The sequence below is a fragment of the Actinocrinis sp. genome (assembly GCF_035650855.1).
In the GTDB taxonomy this organism is placed as follows: domain Bacteria; phylum Actinomycetota; class Actinomycetes; order Streptomycetales; family Catenulisporaceae; genus Actinocrinis.
Window position 1 is genome coordinate 1 of record NZ_DASRGV010000353.1, and the last position, 16,259, is coordinate 16,259.

Below are 16,259 nucleotides of genomic sequence, written 5' to 3' on the forward strand. Positions count from 1 at the left end.
CGACCTGCTGCTGGTCGGCCGCGCCGGACCGGACCTGACCGCGGTCGCCGACGAGGCGCGCTCGCGTGGGGCCGCCGTCCGCGAGATCGGCTGTGACCTCTCGCGTCTGACCGATGTCCGCGCCGCCGCGGCCACCGTGCGCGACCTGCTCGCCGCCGGCAACATACGGCCGCTGCACGCGCTGATTGCCAACGCCGGTGTCATGTCGGCCGACACCCGGCAGGCCTCGCCCGATGGCTACGAGCTGACTTTCGCCGTCAACTATCTCGCCCACGCCCAGCTCATCGGCGATCTGCTCGACTCATTCGTTGCCCCGGCGCGGATCGTGCTGCTCGGCTCGAACACCTATCACGCCAACTTCTGGCGCAAACTGCTGCACGTGCCCGAGGCGAAGTGGGCCGACCCGGTCCAGCTCGCCCGCCCGGCCGCCGGTGACCAGCACCCGGGCGTGGCGGCCTCCGGCGTCGCGTACTCCAACTCCAAACTCGCCATCCTGTACTACGCCCACGAGCTGCAGCGCCGCGTCGGCGCCGGGGTTAAGGTATCGGTGTTCGAGCCTGGTTGGATGCCCGGCACCGCGCTGAGCCGCGGCGCCCCTGAGGCGGCACAGGCCATGGGCCGTGTGTTGGGGCGTGTGCCTGGAGTGTCGACACCGCGACGCTCCGGGCCGCTGCTGGCCGGGATCGCTCTGGACGACAAGTGGGCGCACCTGAGCGACGGCGCGTTCGTGGTGAAGAGCGAGTTGACGGAAGTGCGGCCGGTCGCTCACGACCGCGATCGCGAACGGCGCCTGTGGGAAGCGACTACCGAACTGTTGAAGCGCGCACATGCCTTGTAGTTTTAGTGCGCTTTGCATCGGCGCGTAGGCCGCTCGGCGGGGGAGTGCTCCGGGCCGGGGCTGTGCGGGTCAGCGCCAGTAGTTGTTCGCGACGGCGATCGTCGCGAACTCGACGGCGACGACGTGCGCGATGGAGATCAGTGCGTCCGGGTTTTGCGCGTAGTGCGAGCGCAGGTTCTCGCGGACCGCAGTGTCCGGCTGGGTCGCCTTGATGACCAGCCGGGCCATCTTCAGGGCGAGGGCCCGGCCCTCCTCGGGGGAAGCGGTGATCAGTGTGTTGCCGGGGACCAATTCGGTGTCCATCGTTGCCTCCGTAGCGATCATCCTTCTGGACTATCGTGCTGCCGCCATCGCGTCTTCGCTTCCCGAGCAGTCCGGAGGCCTGGTCGTGCGGCCGCCGCGCGACGACTCAGAGCCGAGCGGCCAACCGGGCCAGAGTGTCGGCGGCGGATTCGACTTTCGCGTAGCGGTGACCGGTGCCGGCCCACAAGTGGATCAGGTCCGTGTCCCCTGCAGCGGTTGCGGCCTTGCGCAGTGGGCCGGTCAGGTGGTGGATCGCGGGGTATCCGCTGGGGGCCAGTGCGTCGAAGCGTTCGACGAAGGCGTTGCGCAAGGCACGCGCGGGGCGCCCGGTGAAGGCACGGGTGATGGTCGTCGCGGTGAATCCCGGATCGACCAGGGCCGCCTTGTGCGGTGCGGAGGCGCCGCTCTCATGCGTGCGCAGCAGGGCGGTGCCGACCATGACCGCCTGCGCTCCCGCTTTCACCGCGGCGGCGACATCATCGGCCGAGGCGATGCCACCTGCGGCGATCACGGGCAGGGCGACGTCGTGCACTACGGAGGCGATCAGGTCCGGCAGGGTGATCGGCCCGGGCGACCTGTCGGGGGTGAGCGTGGCCAAGTGGCCGCCTGCAGTTGAGGCCTGCACGATCAATGCGTCGACGCCGGCGTCTGCCGCTTGGCGCGCTTCGGCGACGCAGGTGACGGACTGCAGCACGGTGCTTCCCGCCTTTCGCAGGGCCTCGACGATCGAGCGATCGGGAATGCCGAACGTGAACGAGACGCAGGGGACCGGATCGGCGGTCAGCAGGTCGATCTTGTCGGTCCACTGGTCGTCGTCTTCGACCGGGTGCTCGGGCAGCGTGAGACGGTAGCGGTCCGCTTCGCTTTGCACGGCTCGCGCGTAGTCGCGGTAGGCGGCTTCGGTGATGGGGACCGGGTTGGGGACGAACAGGTTGACGCCGAAGGTGGCGACCCCGTGGGCGCGCGTGGTGTGGATCTCTCCGGCCAGCGCCTGCGCGCTCTTGTATCCGGCGGCCAGAAAGCCCAGTCCGCGCGACTTGGCGGCTGCCGCGACCAGGGCGGGTGTGCTCGGTCCGCCGGCCATCGGCGCCGCGATGACGGGCAGGTCGACGCCGATCGCGGACAACGGCGAGGCGTTCACAGCCGCTTCCTTTCGCCCGTTCGGCCAGACACTCAGCTCAACGCTATTCAGCGCGCGGCGCAAGGGGAAATGCCGGTTAGGCTGCTGCTATGCATGACCGGCATGGATGCGGCCAGGAGGGGCGAGGCGGTGTGCGATGCATCTATGCCTGCTGCACATCGGTGTGTCCTGACAGGCATTTCACACGGGCCCGGGTCGTGGCTAGCGTCGTGCAGTGATCGAAGGCAAGCGGACCGCACGGTAAGGACGATTATGACCTCACTCGCATTGCCCCGGCAGTCATGCGCGATCACGGTCTTGGGCGGGCCGACGAGCGTCATCGATGTCGGCGGTCTGCGGATCATCACCGATCCGACGTTCGACGAGCCGGGCCCGCACGGATATCTCACCAAGACCGCGGGACCCGCGGTCGAGGAGGATGCACTCGGGCCGGTGGACCTGGCTTTGATCAGCCACGACACGCATCCGGACAACCTCGATGACCGCGGCCGCGCGTTCGCGAAGACCACCAAGGCGATCCTGGCCGGTCCGCAGGCCGCCGCGCGCCTCGGTTCCCCCGCGATCGCGGTCGCGCCGTGGAGCAGCCGCGCGGTGGCTCGTGGGGACGGCGGCGGCGAGTTGACCGTGCTCGCAGTGCCCGCGGTGCACGGCCCCGAGGACGGTGAACGCGACGCCGAGGGCAACGTCAACTGCGAGGTCATCGGGTTCGTGCTGAGCGGAGACGGCCTGCCCACCATTTACGTCAGCGGCGACAACGCCTCTATCCGCACGGTGGCGGAGATTTCCCGCCGCGTACCGCGCATCGACGTCGCCCTCCTGCACGCCGGGGCGGCGCGCGTCCCGCCGAAGTTCGACGGCCGACGCCTGTCCCTGGACGGCCGAAGCGCCGCCGCAGCGGCCGCGGTCCTCGGCGCGGACGTGGTCGTTCCCGCCCACTACGACGGCTGGGAGCACTTCTCCGAAGGGCTGGCAGAGGTGGAAGCCGCCTTCTATGACGCGGGCCTGACGCGCCTGCTCCAAGCGCCCGCACATGGCACGTGGATCCACCTGGCCCGCTGAGCCATCCGGCCATCCCCAGGGAAGGACACGCAATGCCGCTGGCCCCGGACTCGGCTTTGAACGCAGCGAGCGCCTGGTGATGATTCAGATCTTCACCGAGAAGGGGCGCACCAGCGAGGTCAAGCAGCGGGTGTTCAGCACCATCGCCGAGCACCTCGGCAAGCTCGGTGTCGACGGCGCGGACGTGTTCGTCTCCGTGATGGAGAACACGTTCCAGGACTGGTCGTTCGGCTACGGACGCGCCCAGTTTACCGAGGGCGCCCTGCCGGTCCCGGGCCGCTGATGCGGCGTCAGCCGCAGCTTTGCCGCCGGTTGTTGGCCCTCGGGGCTCAGTACCGCGACCGTCGGCCGGGCGGCAGCGTCTCGACGTGGTAGTCGCGCGCGTCTCCGCCAGCGGTGAGTTCGGCGATCTTGGCGCTGGCTTGTTCGCGGGACGAGTAGCGATAGGCGTTCGCCTTGACGAAGGTGACTCCGTCAGCACCCCACGACCTGCCCCAGTAGCTTCCGGTGTCAGTCGCGACGATCCAGTCTTCGGAGTCCATGCTTGTCAGGCTATGCGGTGTGACGGGCGTTCACAACACTCCGCGTCCTTGAGCGGACGATGCTCGCGGGTATCCGGTCGGCCGGCGCGGCGCGATGGCGCAGCACTCGGTGGCAAGGCACTACAATGAATCTAGCGGGAGCCAGTAGGCCTCGCGCCGCGATCTTCACACGCTCCCGTGACTGCCGGACTTTCAGCCATGCAGTCGGCACCGGGTCATCTCACCGGTGTTTCTGTTGAGCTGCGGCTGTTTCCACGTTCGGAGTCTTCATGGCGGCTCGCCGCCCCATTCAATCCAGCCCCAAATCCACCGCGCCGACGGCCACGTTCGCCGAACTCGGCGTGCCCGAGACGCTCACTGACCTGCTCGCGACGGCCGGTATCACCGTCCCGTTCCCGATCCAGGCCGCGACGCTGCCGGACTCGCTGGCCGGGCGTGATGTGCTCGGCCGTGGCCGCACCGGGTCCGGCAAGACCCTCGGCTTCCTGCTGCCGGTGCTCACCCGGCTCGCGGCGGCGCCGCGCAAGCGGCGCCCGAACCGGCCGCGCGCGGTGATCCTCGCGCCGACCCGGGAGCTGGCGACGCAGATCCACGACGCCGCCGGGCCCCTCGCGGCCGCGCTGGGCCTGCGGGCGAGCGTGATCTTCGGCGGGGTGTCCGCCCGTCCGCAGATCTCCGCGCTGCGCTCCGGCCTCGACCTGGTGATCGCCTGCCCGGGCCGGCTGCTTGACCACCTCGAGGCAGGCCACGCGATCCTCGACTCCGTCGAGGTCACCGTGCTCGATGAGGCCGACCACATGGCGGACCTCGGTTTCCTGCCGACCGTCAAGCGCCTCCTTGACGCCACGCCCGCCGGCGCCCAGCGGCTGCTGTTCTCCGCCACCCTGGACAACGGCGTCGATCAGCTCGTGCGGCGCTACTTGAGCGACCCGGTCACGCACTCGGTCGACTCGCCGCACTCCGAGGTCCCGGACATGGCGCACCATGTGCTGCACATCGAGGCGGAACACCGGCTGCCGATCCTGATCGAGCTGGCCGCGGCGCCCGGGCGCACGATCGTGTTCACCCGCACCAAGCACGGGGCGCGCAAGCTCGCCCGGCAGCTGGCCGCCGCGCGGGTGCCGGCGGTCGAGTTGCACGGCAATCTCGCGCAGAACGCCCGCACCCGCAACCTGGCGGCCTTCTCCGACGGGCAGGCCACGACCCTGGTCGCCACCGACATCGCCGCGCGCGGCATCCACGTGGACGACGTCGCGCTGGTCGTGCACGCCGACCCCCCGGTCGAACACAAGGCCTACCTGCACCGCTCCGGGCGCACCGCACGGGCCGGCAACTCGGGCACCGTCATCACGCTGATGACCGACGCCCAGGTCGGCGAGGTGCGCCAGCTCACCAGAAAGGCCAGGATCGAGGCGACCACGACCCGTCTCGCTCCCGGCGACCCGCTGCTCGGCACGCTGGCTCCGGGCGAGCGCAGCCTCGCCGCGCCCGACCGGATCGCCATGCTGACCGGCGCGCCCACGGAACCGAAACGGACTCGGCCGACCCGGCCGGCGGGCACCGCAGCCTCCGCCGACAAGCCGCAGTCCCGGCGCCAGCGCGGCAACGGCGGCCGCAGCGCTAGTGGTAATGGTGGCCGCAGCGGTAGCGGCATCGGTAACGGCGGACGCAACAGTAGCGCTAGCGGCGGTTCCGCCAGCGCAAACACCAGCGGCACCGGGCGCAAGCGCGCGGGCTCGGCCGGTGCTCCCGGTTCGGCGCGTTCCACCGGCGGAAAGTCTGTCCGCTCGTCGAGCTCTGCGTCCTCCGGCTCCGCGGGAGCGGCCAAGGCCTCGCAGCACTTCCGCGGTCGCGGCCGCTGACCTGCCCCTGACCGGAGCCTGCGGCCGCAACGACGGGCGCGCACGATCTTTCCGCTCGGGCCGAATCCTCGGATTCGGCCCGAGCGGTCGCGTTAGAGCGGCGATGCGACGAGCGAGCATCGCGGTATGTCCCTCGCGAACGAGAAACTCTGTGGTGTCTGGAGTAGATTTCTGCTTCCAGTTGGGGTACAGTTCCTGACGTAGAGAGAGTATGAAGTCTGGTGGGCGTGGCAGACATGAACTGCCCGCAGTAGTCAGATGGGCAAGACGGCCGCCAGCTGGATCGGCGGTCGGCACGTGGCAGTCCGAGTCGCCGGAGTCGGGAGCAGGCAGCCTGGCTCCGGCGGGACTGGACGTGCGGGAACGTAGGAATCCGAGGAGAAGGGAAGGGTCACACCGTCGAGATCGCCCGCCCTGGCCTGTACTGGTCGGGCGGTTACCGCAGCCCCGCAACGAAAGGTGGTCTTCGGTCACGCTTACGCGATCCCCGCAGCACCCCGGACGTTCCGGATGCAGCACGCTGCGGGTACGAAGTGCCGGCTGTTTCCCCCGAAGCCGGTAGATGGTGTTTTCCAAAACCCTGGGCCCCGGTGCTACAGCACCGGGGCCCTCTTAGGTGTGAGGTGAGATTGGAAGCGGACCTGCCCAGTGCGTCCGACAAGTTCGACGACGAGGACTACCCCGCCTACAGCATGGGCCGGGCCGCGGAGATCCTCGGGGTGAGCCCGGCGTTCCTGCGCAGCCTGGACGAGGCGAAGCTGATCGCCCCGCAGCGCTCGGGCGGGGGGCACCGGCGCTACTCGCGCTACCAGCTGCGCCTGGCTGCCCGCGCCCGCCAGCTGGTCGACCAGGGCACCGCGCTGGAGGCCGCGTGCCGCATCATCATCCTGGAAGATCAACTCGAAGAAGCGCTACGCCTGAACGAGGAATTGCGCCGTTCCCAGTCAGAGCCGCTTCCATCTGCAGGCGACTGAGCCGCAGCGCGAGTCAGCTGGCGGTGATCGTGGCGGCCAGCGCGATCCGGTGGTCCTTGGTCCACGGCGGTCCCAGCGTCGCCCGCGGCCCCCGGAGCACCGAGTCGGCTCGCGCGCCGAGGATTCTGCTCGCCTGCGCCTCGACGGCTTTCGCGTCGATCAGGTGGACCTCCCAGCCGCGCGCGTGAGCACAGTCCGAGAGCACCTGGCAGTACATGACCGAGTCGGCACGGGAGTCGTACGGCGCGCGGCGCTGAACCGCGATGTCGTCGGGGAAGTCGAGCGGCCAGGCCCGCAGCGACATCGAGACGATCGGTTCAGGCAGCGCGGCGGCGAGCTGATCCAACGACGCCGATGTCGCGCGCAGCGCCGAAGCCCGGACCGCCCTGACCATCCTCGCGGCCGCGGCGTCACTGAGAGACTTGACTTCGTGTTCGAGCGGAGCCGCTGGAACACCGGGTTCTATCAACTCGATCCGTCGGCGGTCTACGACCTCGTGGTTGGCTGAGGCAGTGACGGCCACGGCCCAGCCGAGATGATGGACGATCCCCACGCGCACGTCTTCGAGTATCTCGCGCTCACGGTCCGCGTGCTCTACGAGCCTTGATCCGGTCACCTTCAGGTGCGGCATGGCTCCGAGCTTTTCGCGCCAACCCCGATCCCTGGGAAAATGGGCGTTGAAGATGGGCGCTAACCAATCCGTTCGAGGATCGGGTCGCACGTGGCGGTGGCGGGCGGGCTGGTGCGCAAGGGCTTGGCGGAGGCGGCCGAGGCGGGCGCCGAGGTGATCCAGATCTTCACGGGCTCCCCGCGCGGGTGGGCGCCGCCGCGCATCGACCCCGGCGCCGCGCGTGACTTTAGGGAGCGGTGCGAGGCACTCGAACTGCCCGTGTTCGTGCACGCCGCATACCTGATCAACCTCGCGGCGCCGCAGGAGCGCACGCTCGACTTGTCCGTCGAGGCGCTGACGGCGACGCTGCGTGCGGCCGAACAAGTCGGTGCGCGCGGCGTCGTGGTGCACGCAGGATCCTCGGTCGTCCCGGGGCACGAGGACGCCCTGCGACGTGTGCGCTCTTCGTTCAAGCGGGTGCTGGACGGCTCGCCCGCGTCGGTGCGGCTTCTGCTGGAGCCGACGGCCGGAGGCGGCCGCTCGCTTGCCTCCACGTTCGAGTCCACGGCCGAATACCTTGACGCGGTCGACGACGTGCGCGTCGGGGTCTGCCTAGACACCTGCCACCTGCACGCTGCGGGGCAGGCGCTCGGCGAACCCGGTCGGCTCGCCGCGGATATCGCACAGCTGACCTCTGATATCGGCGCCGGGCGTATCGGCCTGGTGCACGTCAACGACAGCAAGGACGCCTGCGGATCACGCCGGGACCGGCACGAGAGCCTCGGCAGCGGGCAGCTCGGTGCGCGCGCCTTCGAGGCGCTGTTCACCGTGCCGGAACTCGCCGGGGTGCCGATGGTCGTCGAGACCCCGACCCACGCACCCGACGTCGCCTTCCTCAATCGGGTCCGGGGCCAGCCGGCGCTTTAGGCCGGGCCGACGCTGGATAGAGAGATACCGGACGGAGCTTTGAGACGGAATTCTCAGGAGGGCAGCAGGCCTTGTCGGTACGCCTCGGCGACCGCGGAGGCGCGGTCGCGGGTGCCGAGTTTGGCGTAGATGTGCAGCAGGTGCGTCTTGACGGTGGCTTCGCTGATGAACAGCTGCTTGGCCGCCTCGCGGTTGGTGGCCCCGGCGGCGATCAGGCGCAAGACGTTGAGTTCGCGCTGGGTCAGGGTCTTCGCCGCGTCGGGAGCTCGGACTTTGCCCAGCAACCTGCGCGCGACGGACGGTGCGAGGACTGATTCGCCGTGGTGGGCAGCGAGTGCGGCGCGCACGAGTTCCTCTCGGGGCGCGTCCTTGAGTAGGTAACCGGTGGCTCCGGCTTCGATAGCGGGCAGCACGTCGGCGTCAGTGTCGAATGTGGTGAGCACCAGGACCCTGACGTTAGGTGAGCGCTTCGCCAGCGCCTTGATCGCCTCGACCCCGCTCATCCGCGGCATCCGCAGGTCCATCAGGAGCACGTCCGCCTTCAGCGCGACGGCCATGTCGACCGCTTCGGCGCCGTCGCGGGCTTCGCCGACCACGTCGAAGCCCGGATCGCTGTCGAAGACGGCGCGCAGGCCGTCGCGCACGATCGGGTGATCATCGACGATCAGTAGCCTGATGAGTGGCGGTGTCATGTGTGACCTTCGCCTGTCCTGGTCGGTACGTTCGCGCTCAGTGTGGTGCCCTCTCCAGGAGTGCTCTCGATGATGAGGCTGCCACCGACCTGGCGCAGCCTGCTGCGCATCGCTTCGAGGCCGTATCCGGTGCCAGTGCCGGCACGGGTGCCGGTGTCCGCAACCGCGTTTGGATCGAAGCCTGATCCGTCATCGAGCACGTCAAGGGCGACGAGGTCGGGCGTGTAGGTGAGCGTCAAACCCACACGCGTTGCGCCGGAGTGCTTCGCGATGTTCGCCAAGGCCTCTTGTGCGGCGCGAAAGAGCACGACTTCGACCGCGGGTTGCAGGGTGATGGGGGTTCCGTCGACCTCGACGCGGACGGGGGTGCTCGCAGTGCGCTGCCAATCCTGGGCCAGCTGCGTCAGCGCGTCCGGCAGTCTCACCTCGTCGAGCGGCCCGGGGCGCAGCGCCTGCACGGATCGCCGCGCTTCGGTCAGGCTGCTGCGGGCCAGGTCGCGGGCGAGGTCCAGATGCCGGCGGCGCTCGGGCTCGCCGCGGGCGATGTCGGCGGCTTCCAGCTGGGTGATGATCCCGGTCAGGCCCTGCGCGAGGGTGTCGTGGATCTCGCCGGCCATCCGCCGGCGTTCGTCGAGCGTTCCGGCCTCGCGCGCCTGCGCGACAAGCTGGGCGTGCAGGCCGGCGTTCTCCTGCAGGGCGTTTTCCAGGCGGCTGTTGGCTTCGGCGAGCTCGTCGAGCAGTCGCAGGCGCCTCTCGTCATTGTCCATCTCGCGCACGCCCTGGTGCTGGAAATAGCCGACGAGGGCGAGGTTCGCCAGCACCACACCGCAGTACCCGAATATCAGGGTGCCGTGTGGGATGCCTCCGCCGAGCTGCGCGAGGGCTACCAGCGCCGCGGTCGCGGTGAGCCCTGCCGGCATCAGTCTTCTGGGTAAGAGAATCGAGTGGACGTATCCCGTGGCAGCGAAGAAGGCGAACCATGGGTTGATCCGGATCAGCAGCGCGAGCAGGACGATCACGCCACAGAAGTAGACGGCGACCCTGACTTTGTGCGCCTCGCGGCGTGCGTAGGGCACCCGTACGAGCAAGACCCACAGCGCGGCGAGAACTGACAGCACCAGCGCTGTGACGGTGAACCGCGCCCTGCTCAGGTGGACGCCGTTGCCCACGGATCCGGTCGACAGGGCGAGCAGCAGGGAGACGGCCAGGCTCACCAGCGGCACGTAGCGCTGCGACTTCTCGATCCGCCGGTCGCGCGCCGCCAGTTGGGAGCTGCCCGTCCCCGCTGTCATCTCCGCGGTTACTCCCACCGGAACAGCTTGACGGCCGCGGCGCCGCCAAGCAACGTGTAGCAGCCGAGCACGGTCAGGTGCTGCCAGAGCGCACCCTCGCCCGCCCAGGCGTCCATGACGGCGCCGAACGGGACGAATTCGCCGGTCTTCTGCAGCCAGTGCGGCATCTCGGCGACCGGGAAGTACAGGCCGCTGAAGAAGAAGTTGAGGATCATCATCGGTGCGCCGAGGCCGTTGGCCGTTCCCTGGCCCGGTGCGACGGCCGCCACGATCAGGCCGAGCGCGAAGACCGCGGCCGAGCCCAGCACGAACGCGGCGATCACGGTGCCCAGGCCGCTCGGCATCGCGGCGCCGTAGACGCCGACGCCGAGCGCGACCACGAGCACCACGCCGGCCGCGGCGAGCGACACGATCACCGCGAGCAGCGCCACCAGCATGCCCGCCGGAGGGACGGGGCTGACCCGGAAGCGGCGCAGCGCCTTGCTCTCGCGCAGCATCGCCATCCGCCCTGGCAGGACCGTCAGCGCGAGCATCAGCGGCATCAGGGCGGCGAAGGTCGGCACGTAGACGTCCAGCACGGTCCGTCCGCCGAGCGCCTTCTGGGAGGTGTAGCGGGCCGAGTGGATGTTGGCGAAGATCAGCAGGAGGGCGAGTGGCAGCAGCACGACGACCGCCGTGCCGGGCTCGCGGAACAGCAGGCGGGCGTGCATGGCGACCAGGGCGCGAAATCCCTTTTGCGTCATGCGGAAGGCGGGAGCTAGGGGCGCGCTGCGGCGCGGCGCGTCATCCCGGGTGCTCATGGTCATGGTCATGTCAGGCCCCGTTACGTTGGTTGGTCGGCGAGTTGTCCGGCGCCTGGGCGTCGGTGGTCAGCGCGAGGAACGCGTCGTCGAGCGTCCTCTGCTCGATGCGCAGTTCGGCGGCGATGATCTGGCGGTGCGCCAGCAGCGAGGTGACCTGTTGGATCAGGTCCTGACCGCCTTCGATCTCGATCTGCGCGCCGTGGCGCGAGACCGAGGTGACCGAAGGCAGCGCGCGCAGATCCTCGTCGGCGACTGGAGCGGACGGCCTGAACCGCATCCGCTGCCCGCCGCCGGCTCGTTGCGTGACGCCGGCCGGCGTGTCGAGCGCCACCACACTCCCGCGGTCGATCAGCGCGACGCGGTCGCACAGCCGCTCGGCCTCCTCCATGAAGTGTGTCACCAGCAGCACGGTGACCGAGTCGGCGCGAATCTGCTCGACCAGCTCCCACACCTCGCGGCGGGCATGCGGATCAAGGCCCGTAGTCAGCTCGTCGAGGATGACCACCTGCGGGTCGCCGATCAGCGCGATCGCGATGGCGAGCCGCTGCTTCTGCCCTCCGGACAGCTTCTTGTAGGCGGTGTCGGCTTTCTCGGTTAGACCGAGCCGGTCCAGCAACGTGTCGATGTCAGCGGTCTTGCGATAGAACGCCGCGAACACCTCCAGGGCCTCGCGGACCTTCAGCCGGTCCGGCAGGCCGGCCTCCTGCAACTGCACGCCGACAACCTGCCGCAGTTGTTCGCCGTCGACCGCCGGATCGAACCCCAGCACGCGCACCGTGCCTCGATCGCCGGTGCGCAGCCCCGAGATGCACTCCACGGTGGTGGTCTTGCCGGCGCCGTTGGGACCCAGGATCCCGAAGATCTCGCCCCGTTCCACGCTGAAGGAAACATCCTGCACGGCCGTGACTGCACCGTACTGCTTATGCAGACCACTGACTTCGATGACATGCATCGCCCCGACCTTCCTCACACGTATCGATTCCTGCTTCGACACTCGTGAGGATGCCGGGCCGAACCACCCGGGCGGATCAACCGGGAAGACGCATCACGCCGCCCGATCAGATGACTCACCCATCAACCGATCGGTTGATGGGTGAGTTCGAGTTCCAGCTCGAGTTCCAGCTCGAGTTCCAGCTCGAGTTCCAGCTCGAGTTCGAGTTCGCGGCTCAGGGGAGCGGTATGAACGGCACGGTGAAGTGCACCGGTCCGTCGAGCGCTGACTCGTTGCCGTTCGCGTCCACGGAGACGACATAGACCGCGTGGGTCGGGCCGGATGGCAGCGTCAGGGTCGCGCTGGTGCTCGTCGTGCTGGCGAGCACGCTCGAACCGTCGTAGAGCCGGTATCCCGTGACCGGGTCGGCGCTGGCCGGCTGGCTCCAGGTGAGAGCGACGGTGCCGGTGTTGTAGTAGGAGTAGTTAGGGCTTTGACTCGTCACGGTCAGCGATGTCGGCGCGGTCGGCCGCGCGTATCCGCCGGGCAACGTGCTCGCGGTCACCCCGGCGCTCGGCGCCGAAGTGCCGCACGCACCACCGTTCGCCGCCTCTCGGACGGCAACCGAGTAGGTCCCGGCGCTCGCCGGAGGAAGGCCGGTGACGACGGCCGAAGTCCCGTCGACTGACGCGACCTGAGTACCTGACCGATACACGACGAAGCCGGAGGACTGTACGAGGGACGACCACGACAGCGCGACCGTGGAGGCCGAGCGCGGCGTCACCGCGAGCGCGGTCAGCGGCGGCACCACGGTGTCGCAGGGTGCTGTCGACGCTGCGGCCGCGCCGCTCTGCGCCGACTCGCCGCCCGCCGTGTCCAGCGCCGAGACGGTGAACTGGTGCGCGGTGTCCCGCCACAGCCCGGTCACCGTCACCGAGTTGCCGCGGGAGAACGCCACCTGCGTGCCCCCGTCGTACACCGCGTAGCCGACGGCCGTCGCTGACGGCGTCCACGCAAGTGACACCGATCCGTTCGCCGTGCCGGTCACGGTCAGGCCGCTCGGCGGGGTCGGCCGCGTGCTCGGCCCGGTAGACGTGGTGATCGTCAGCGGCGTGCTGGTGTGCAGCGTTCCGGTGCAGTCGCGGCGTGCCACGGCCACCGTGTGCGTCGAGCCCGACGCGAGCCCGCTGATGCGGGCGCCGTCCAGCGTCGTCTGCTCCACGATCGCGCCGTCGAGCAGCACCAGCAGCGGGACCGGCTCGTCGTAGTAGGGCTGGGCGTTGGACCAGGACAGCGATACTCCGGACGCGGTGATGTTCGTCGCGGTCAGGCCGGTGGGCGTCGTCATTCCACACGCCCACGGGCCGCCTTCGATCGCTGTACGTGTGATGGACGCGCTGGCTGCGGACTCGCGTCCGTACGCGTCGACAGCGGTCACTGTGTAGGTGTGCGCGCTGTCGAACACGAGGTTTCCGATGGTTACGTGTGTGGTCGTGTTGCGGGCCACCACCGCCCCGCCCTCGTAGACCTGGAAGTACGCGGGCCGAGTGCCGGTCGCCGGCTCGGTCCAGGACAGGGTGATCGACGTGGCGCCGTTCGTGGCGTACAGCTGCTGCGGCGTCGCCGGACCGTCCACATCGGCCGCCGCCGGTGCGCCGATACCGCCGGCCACGCCGACCAGTCCTGCCCCGAGTGCGAATCCCAATATCGCGTTGCGCCGCACGGCACTCACCTCCGGCGACAGGACACTGCGATCGTCGGCGGCAGTCAACGGGCGCCGATCGCGATGCCGTCCATCGAGGGTTTTCGCGGGCGCGGGCATGAACCTTTCAGGGTCCGGGGCGGACGCGGGCTCGGGACGGATGGGTGATCAGCGCGCGATTGTCGGAGGCGGCGACTACAGTCCGAGGTGTGGGATTCGCCGGCTGGCCGGAGCGTGCGTTCACGTTCTACGAGGGCCTGGAAGCAGACAACTCAAAGGCGTATTGGACCGCGAACCGGGCGATCTACGACGCGGACGTGCTCGCGCCCATGGAGGACCTGCTGAGCGAGCTCGCGGACGAGTTCGGCGACGGCAAGCTGTTCCGGCCGTACCGCGACGTGCGTTTCAGCGCGGACAAGTCGCCGTACAAGACAGCCATGGGCGCGACGCTGGCGAAAGGCGGTTACGTCCATCTGTCCGCGGACGGTCTCGGCGTGGCGGTCGGCTACCACATGATGGCCCCCGATCAGCTGGCCAGGTACCGGCAGGCGGTGGCCGAGGACGTGACCGGCGAGCAGTTGCGGCGGGTGATCGCGCAGGTCGAGGGGCGCGGCATCGACGTCGTCGGCGAAGAGCCGCTCAAGACGGCGCCGCGCGGCTACCCGAAGGACCACCCGCGTGCGGACCTGCTGCGGAACAAGGGGCTCATCACCTGGCAGGAGTGGCCGGTCGAGCCCTGGATGCACACGGCGAAGGCCAAGGAGCGCATCGTCAAGCATCTTCGGGCCGCGCAGCCGCTGCAGGCCTGGCTCGACGACCGCGTGGGCCGCTCGGATCGAAGCGGCTGAGCGGCTTCCGTAAGTTTCAGCGCTCACGTGTCCGTTGCGCAGGGCGCGCCACTGCCTTGAGGTGGGCCTTGATGGGGCAGCGGTGCCCGCTTCCGGTGTCCGTGTCCCCGGATGCTTAGGCGCATGGATTGACAACTTTCCGGTCAAAGCCCATGCTGACGCGGCGAATGTTAGCGGTAACAACCGTCTCCCTCGTGGTAATGCCGGTGCCGGACGCGCGACCGCGGGAGCGATGAGAAGCGGATCCGAAGCTGACCGGGAGAAGGTCAATGAACAGAGGAAGTATCAGCCGCAGGCGTCGACCCCAGATGGCTGCGCTGGCCGCCGCGGCGGCCACTATCACAATCGCCGCCGTCGGCCTGAGCGTGACGGCGGTGGGCTCCGCCCAGGCGGCGGCCGGTTGCCAGGTCTCGTACACGATCAGCAGCCAGTGGCAGGGCGGCTTCGGCGCGAACGTGACCGTCACCAACCTGGGCAGCGCGATCACCTCCTGGAAGCTGGCCTGGTCGTTCACCGCCGGGCAGACCATCACGCAGCTGTGGAACGGCAGCTACACCCAGTCCGGCGGCAACGTCACCGTCAGCAACGCGTCCTACAACGGCTCGATCGGCACCGGCGCGAACACCAGCTTCGGCTTCAACGGCACCTGGAACGGCAGCAACCCGGTGCCTGCCGCCTTCACGCTCAACGGCACCGTGTGCACCGGCTCCGTCGCCAGCGGCAGCCCCACGCCGACACCCAGCGCCACCGCGACGCCGAGCCCCACGCCGACGACCTCGGCGTCCTCCTCGCCTTCGTCCTCCCCGTCCCCGTCTGCCTCCTCGACCGGCGGCAATTGCTCGCTTCCGTCGAGCTACCACTGGACCTCGAGCGGTCCGCTGGCGCAGCCGCAGAACGGCGATGTCTCGCTCAAGGACTTCACCGACGTGGTCTACAACGGCAAGCACCTCGTCTACAGCTCGAACGTCAACAGCTCGGGCAGCTACGGCTCGACCGGCTTCGCCCCGTTCACGAACTGGTCGGACATGGCATCGGCCCAGCAGACCGTGATGAACAACGGCGCGGTCGCCCCCACGCTGTTCTACTTCGCGCCCAAGAACATCTGGGTGCTGGCCAACGAGTGGGGTGCTTGGCCGTTTAGCTACCGCACCTCCAGCGACCCGACCAACCCCAACGGCTGGTCCTCGCCGCAGGCGCTGTTCACCGGCAGCATCGGCAGCTCCGGCACCGGCCCGATCGATGAGACCCTGATCGGCGACGGCACGAACATGTACCTGTTCTTCGCCGGAGACAACGGCAACATCTACCGCGCCAGCATGCCGATCGGGAACTTCCCGAGCAGCTTCGGCAGTAACTACACCACGGTGCTCAGCGACTCGACCTACAACCTGTTCGAAGCCGTGCAGGTCTACAAGGTGCAGGGCCAGAACCAGTACCTGATGATCGTCGAGGCGATCGGCTCGAGCGGATACCGCTACTTCCGCTCCTACACCGCCACCAGCCTCAGCGGCTCGTGGACCCCGCAGGCCACCAGCGAGAGCAGCCCCTTCGCCGGAAAGGCCAACAGCGGCGCCACCTGGACCAACGACATCAGCCACGGCGACCTGGTGCGTAGCAACCCCGACCAGACCATGACCATCGACCCCTGCAACCTGCAATTCCTCTACCAGGGCAAGGATCCCTCCGCCAACCAGTCCTACAACCTGCTGCCCTGGCGACCCGGCCTGCTGACCCT

At 69.1% G+C, this 16,259-nt stretch carries 17 protein-coding genes; 8 read left to right on the forward strand and 9 right to left on the reverse strand.

Annotated elements, in window-relative coordinates; genetic code table 11:
- A partial coding sequence (locus VFB40_RS24805) for an SDR family NAD(P)-dependent oxidoreductase (RefSeq protein ID WP_324854725.1) occupies positions 1-838 on the forward strand: 838 nt, incomplete at its 5' end.
- A 69-nt stretch (positions 839-907) separates the two neighbouring features.
- Here the strand turns inward: VFB40_RS24805 and VFB40_RS24810 are convergent.
- Positions 908-1,141, reverse strand: coding sequence for a hexameric tyrosine-coordinated heme protein (locus VFB40_RS24810; protein ID WP_324854727.1), 234 nt, complete (start codon positions 1,139-1,141; stop codon positions 908-910).
- 106 nt (positions 1,142-1,247) lie between these two features.
- Entirely contained in the window at positions 1,248-2,282 is a 1,035-nt protein-coding gene (locus VFB40_RS24815) for an NAD(P)H-dependent flavin oxidoreductase (protein ID WP_324854729.1), read from the reverse strand.
- Between the two features lie 252 nt (positions 2,283-2,534).
- On the opposite strand from VFB40_RS24815, the gene VFB40_RS24820 reads away from it, so the two are divergent.
- Together VFB40_RS24820 and VFB40_RS24825 are read left to right on the forward strand one after the other, a co-directional pair.
- On the forward strand, positions 2,535-3,341 hold the full coding sequence (locus VFB40_RS24820; protein ID WP_324854731.1) for an MBL fold metallo-hydrolase: 807 nt from the start codon (positions 2,535-2,537) through the stop codon (positions 3,339-3,341).
- Positions 3,313-3,624 carry a tautomerase family protein gene (locus VFB40_RS24825; protein ID WP_324854733.1) on the forward strand — a complete coding sequence of 104 codons (312 nt, stop codon included), beginning with the start codon at positions 3,313-3,315 and terminating at the stop codon, positions 3,622-3,624. Before VFB40_RS24820 ends, VFB40_RS24825 begins: the two co-directional genes overlap by 29 nt.
- A 46-nt stretch (positions 3,625-3,670) precedes the next feature.
- Here VFB40_RS24825 and VFB40_RS24830 read toward each other — a convergent pair whose 3' ends face one another.
- Positions 3,671-3,883, reverse strand: coding sequence for a hypothetical protein (locus VFB40_RS24830; RefSeq protein WP_324854735.1), 213 nt, complete (start codon positions 3,881-3,883; stop codon positions 3,671-3,673).
- Between the two features lie 269 nt (positions 3,884-4,152).
- Here VFB40_RS24830 and VFB40_RS24835 point away from each other — a divergent pair, with 269 nt between their 5' ends.
- Both VFB40_RS24835 and VFB40_RS24840 read left to right on the forward strand, forming a co-directional pair.
- Positions 4,153-5,745 carry a DEAD/DEAH box helicase gene (locus tag VFB40_RS24835; protein WP_324854737.1) on the forward strand — a complete coding sequence of 531 codons (1,593 nt, stop codon included), beginning with the start codon at positions 4,153-4,155 and terminating at the stop codon, positions 5,743-5,745.
- A 692-nt stretch (positions 5,746-6,437) separates the two neighbouring features.
- A complete protein-coding gene (locus VFB40_RS24840; protein WP_414642146.1) occupies positions 6,438-6,719 on the forward strand; it encodes a MerR family transcriptional regulator in 282 nt (93 codons plus the stop codon).
- A gap of 13 nt (positions 6,720-6,732) precedes the next feature.
- Here VFB40_RS24840 and VFB40_RS24845 read toward each other — a convergent pair whose 3' ends face one another.
- Positions 6,733-7,350 (reverse strand): hypothetical protein, encoded by a 618-nt coding sequence (locus VFB40_RS24845; RefSeq protein ID WP_324854740.1) that lies wholly within the window; start codon positions 7,348-7,350, stop codon positions 6,733-6,735.
- Between the two features lie 90 nt (positions 7,351-7,440).
- Here VFB40_RS24845 and VFB40_RS24850 point away from each other — a divergent pair, with 90 nt between their 5' ends.
- The gene (locus VFB40_RS24850) at positions 7,441-8,256 is read left to right on the forward strand and encodes a deoxyribonuclease IV (RefSeq protein WP_324854742.1); all 816 of its coding nucleotides are present in this window, start codon (positions 7,441-7,443) and stop codon (positions 8,254-8,256) included.
- Positions 8,257-8,309: 53 nt separating this feature from the next.
- On the opposite strand, the gene VFB40_RS24855 is transcribed toward VFB40_RS24850, so the two are convergent.
- From VFB40_RS24855 to VFB40_RS24875, 5 genes are all read right to left on the reverse strand, one after another.
- Entirely contained in the window at positions 8,310-8,948 is a 639-nt protein-coding gene (locus tag VFB40_RS24855; RefSeq protein ID WP_324854744.1) for a response regulator, read from the reverse strand.
- Positions 8,945-10,240, reverse strand: coding sequence for a sensor histidine kinase (locus tag VFB40_RS24860; RefSeq protein WP_324854746.1), 1,296 nt, complete (start codon positions 10,238-10,240; stop codon positions 8,945-8,947). Before VFB40_RS24860 ends, VFB40_RS24855 begins: the two co-directional genes overlap by 4 nt.
- Positions 10,241-10,248: 8 nt before the next feature.
- Positions 10,249-11,052 (reverse strand): ABC transporter permease, encoded by an 804-nt coding sequence (locus VFB40_RS24865; RefSeq protein WP_324854748.1) that lies wholly within the window; start codon positions 11,050-11,052, stop codon positions 10,249-10,251.
- A 1-nt stretch (position 11,053) separates the two neighbouring features.
- A complete protein-coding gene (locus VFB40_RS24870) occupies positions 11,054-11,995 on the reverse strand; it encodes an ABC transporter ATP-binding protein (RefSeq protein WP_349261629.1) in 942 nt (313 codons plus the stop codon).
- Positions 11,996-12,209: 214 nt separating this feature from the next.
- The gene (locus VFB40_RS24875; RefSeq protein WP_324854752.1) at positions 12,210-13,697 is read right to left on the reverse strand and encodes a fibronectin type III domain-containing protein; all 1,488 of its coding nucleotides are present in this window, start codon (positions 13,695-13,697) and stop codon (positions 12,210-12,212) included.
- A gap of 188 nt (positions 13,698-13,885) precedes the next feature.
- Between VFB40_RS24875 and VFB40_RS24880 the strand changes: the two genes are divergently transcribed.
- Both VFB40_RS24880 and VFB40_RS24885 read left to right on the forward strand, forming a co-directional pair.
- Positions 13,886-14,524 carry a DUF2461 domain-containing protein gene (locus tag VFB40_RS24880; protein WP_324854754.1) on the forward strand — a complete coding sequence of 213 codons (639 nt, stop codon included), beginning with the start codon at positions 13,886-13,888 and terminating at the stop codon, positions 14,522-14,524.
- A gap of 308 nt (positions 14,525-14,832) precedes the next feature.
- Positions 14,833-16,259 (forward strand): glycoside hydrolase family protein (locus VFB40_RS24885; RefSeq protein ID WP_324854756.1); only part of this gene is annotated, 1,427 nt, incomplete at its 3' end.

What these genes read in the sequence shown, in the direction of transcription:
- VFB40_RS24870 (WP_349261629.1), bottom strand. Translation starts at nt 11,995, where the DNA reads ATGCATGTCATCGAAGTCAGTGGTCTGCATAAGCAGTACGGTGCAGTC.
- VFB40_RS24830 (WP_324854735.1), bottom strand. Translation starts at nt 3,883, where the DNA reads ATGGACTCCGAAGACTGGATCGTCGCGACTGACACCGGAAGCTACTGG.
- VFB40_RS24855 (WP_324854744.1), bottom strand. Translation starts at nt 8,948, where the DNA reads ATGACACCGCCACTCATCAGGCTACTGATCGTCGATGATCACCCGATC.
- VFB40_RS24840 (WP_414642146.1), top strand. Translation starts at nt 6,438, where the DNA reads ATGGGCCGGGCCGCGGAGATCCTCGGGGTGAGCCCGGCGTTCCTGCGC.
- VFB40_RS24835 (WP_324854737.1), top strand. Translation starts at nt 4,153, where the DNA reads ATGGCGGCTCGCCGCCCCATTCAATCCAGCCCCAAATCCACCGCGCCG.
- VFB40_RS24810 (WP_324854727.1), bottom strand. Translation starts at nt 1,141, where the DNA reads ATGGACACCGAATTGGTCCCCGGCAACACACTGATCACCGCTTCCCCC.
- VFB40_RS24865 (WP_324854748.1), bottom strand. Translation starts at nt 11,052, where the DNA reads ATGACCATGACCATGAGCACCCGGGATGACGCGCCGCGCCGCAGCGCG.
- VFB40_RS24845 (WP_324854740.1), bottom strand. Translation starts at nt 7,350, where the DNA reads ATGCCGCACCTGAAGGTGACCGGATCAAGGCTCGTAGAGCACGCGGAC.
- VFB40_RS24820 (WP_324854731.1), top strand. Translation starts at nt 2,535, where the DNA reads ATGACCTCACTCGCATTGCCCCGGCAGTCATGCGCGATCACGGTCTTG.
- VFB40_RS24860 (WP_324854746.1), bottom strand. Translation starts at nt 10,240, where the DNA reads ATGACAGCGGGGACGGGCAGCTCCCAACTGGCGGCGCGCGACCGGCGG.
- VFB40_RS24825 (WP_324854733.1), top strand. Translation starts at nt 3,313, where the DNA reads ATGGCACGTGGATCCACCTGGCCCGCTGAGCCATCCGGCCATCCCCAG.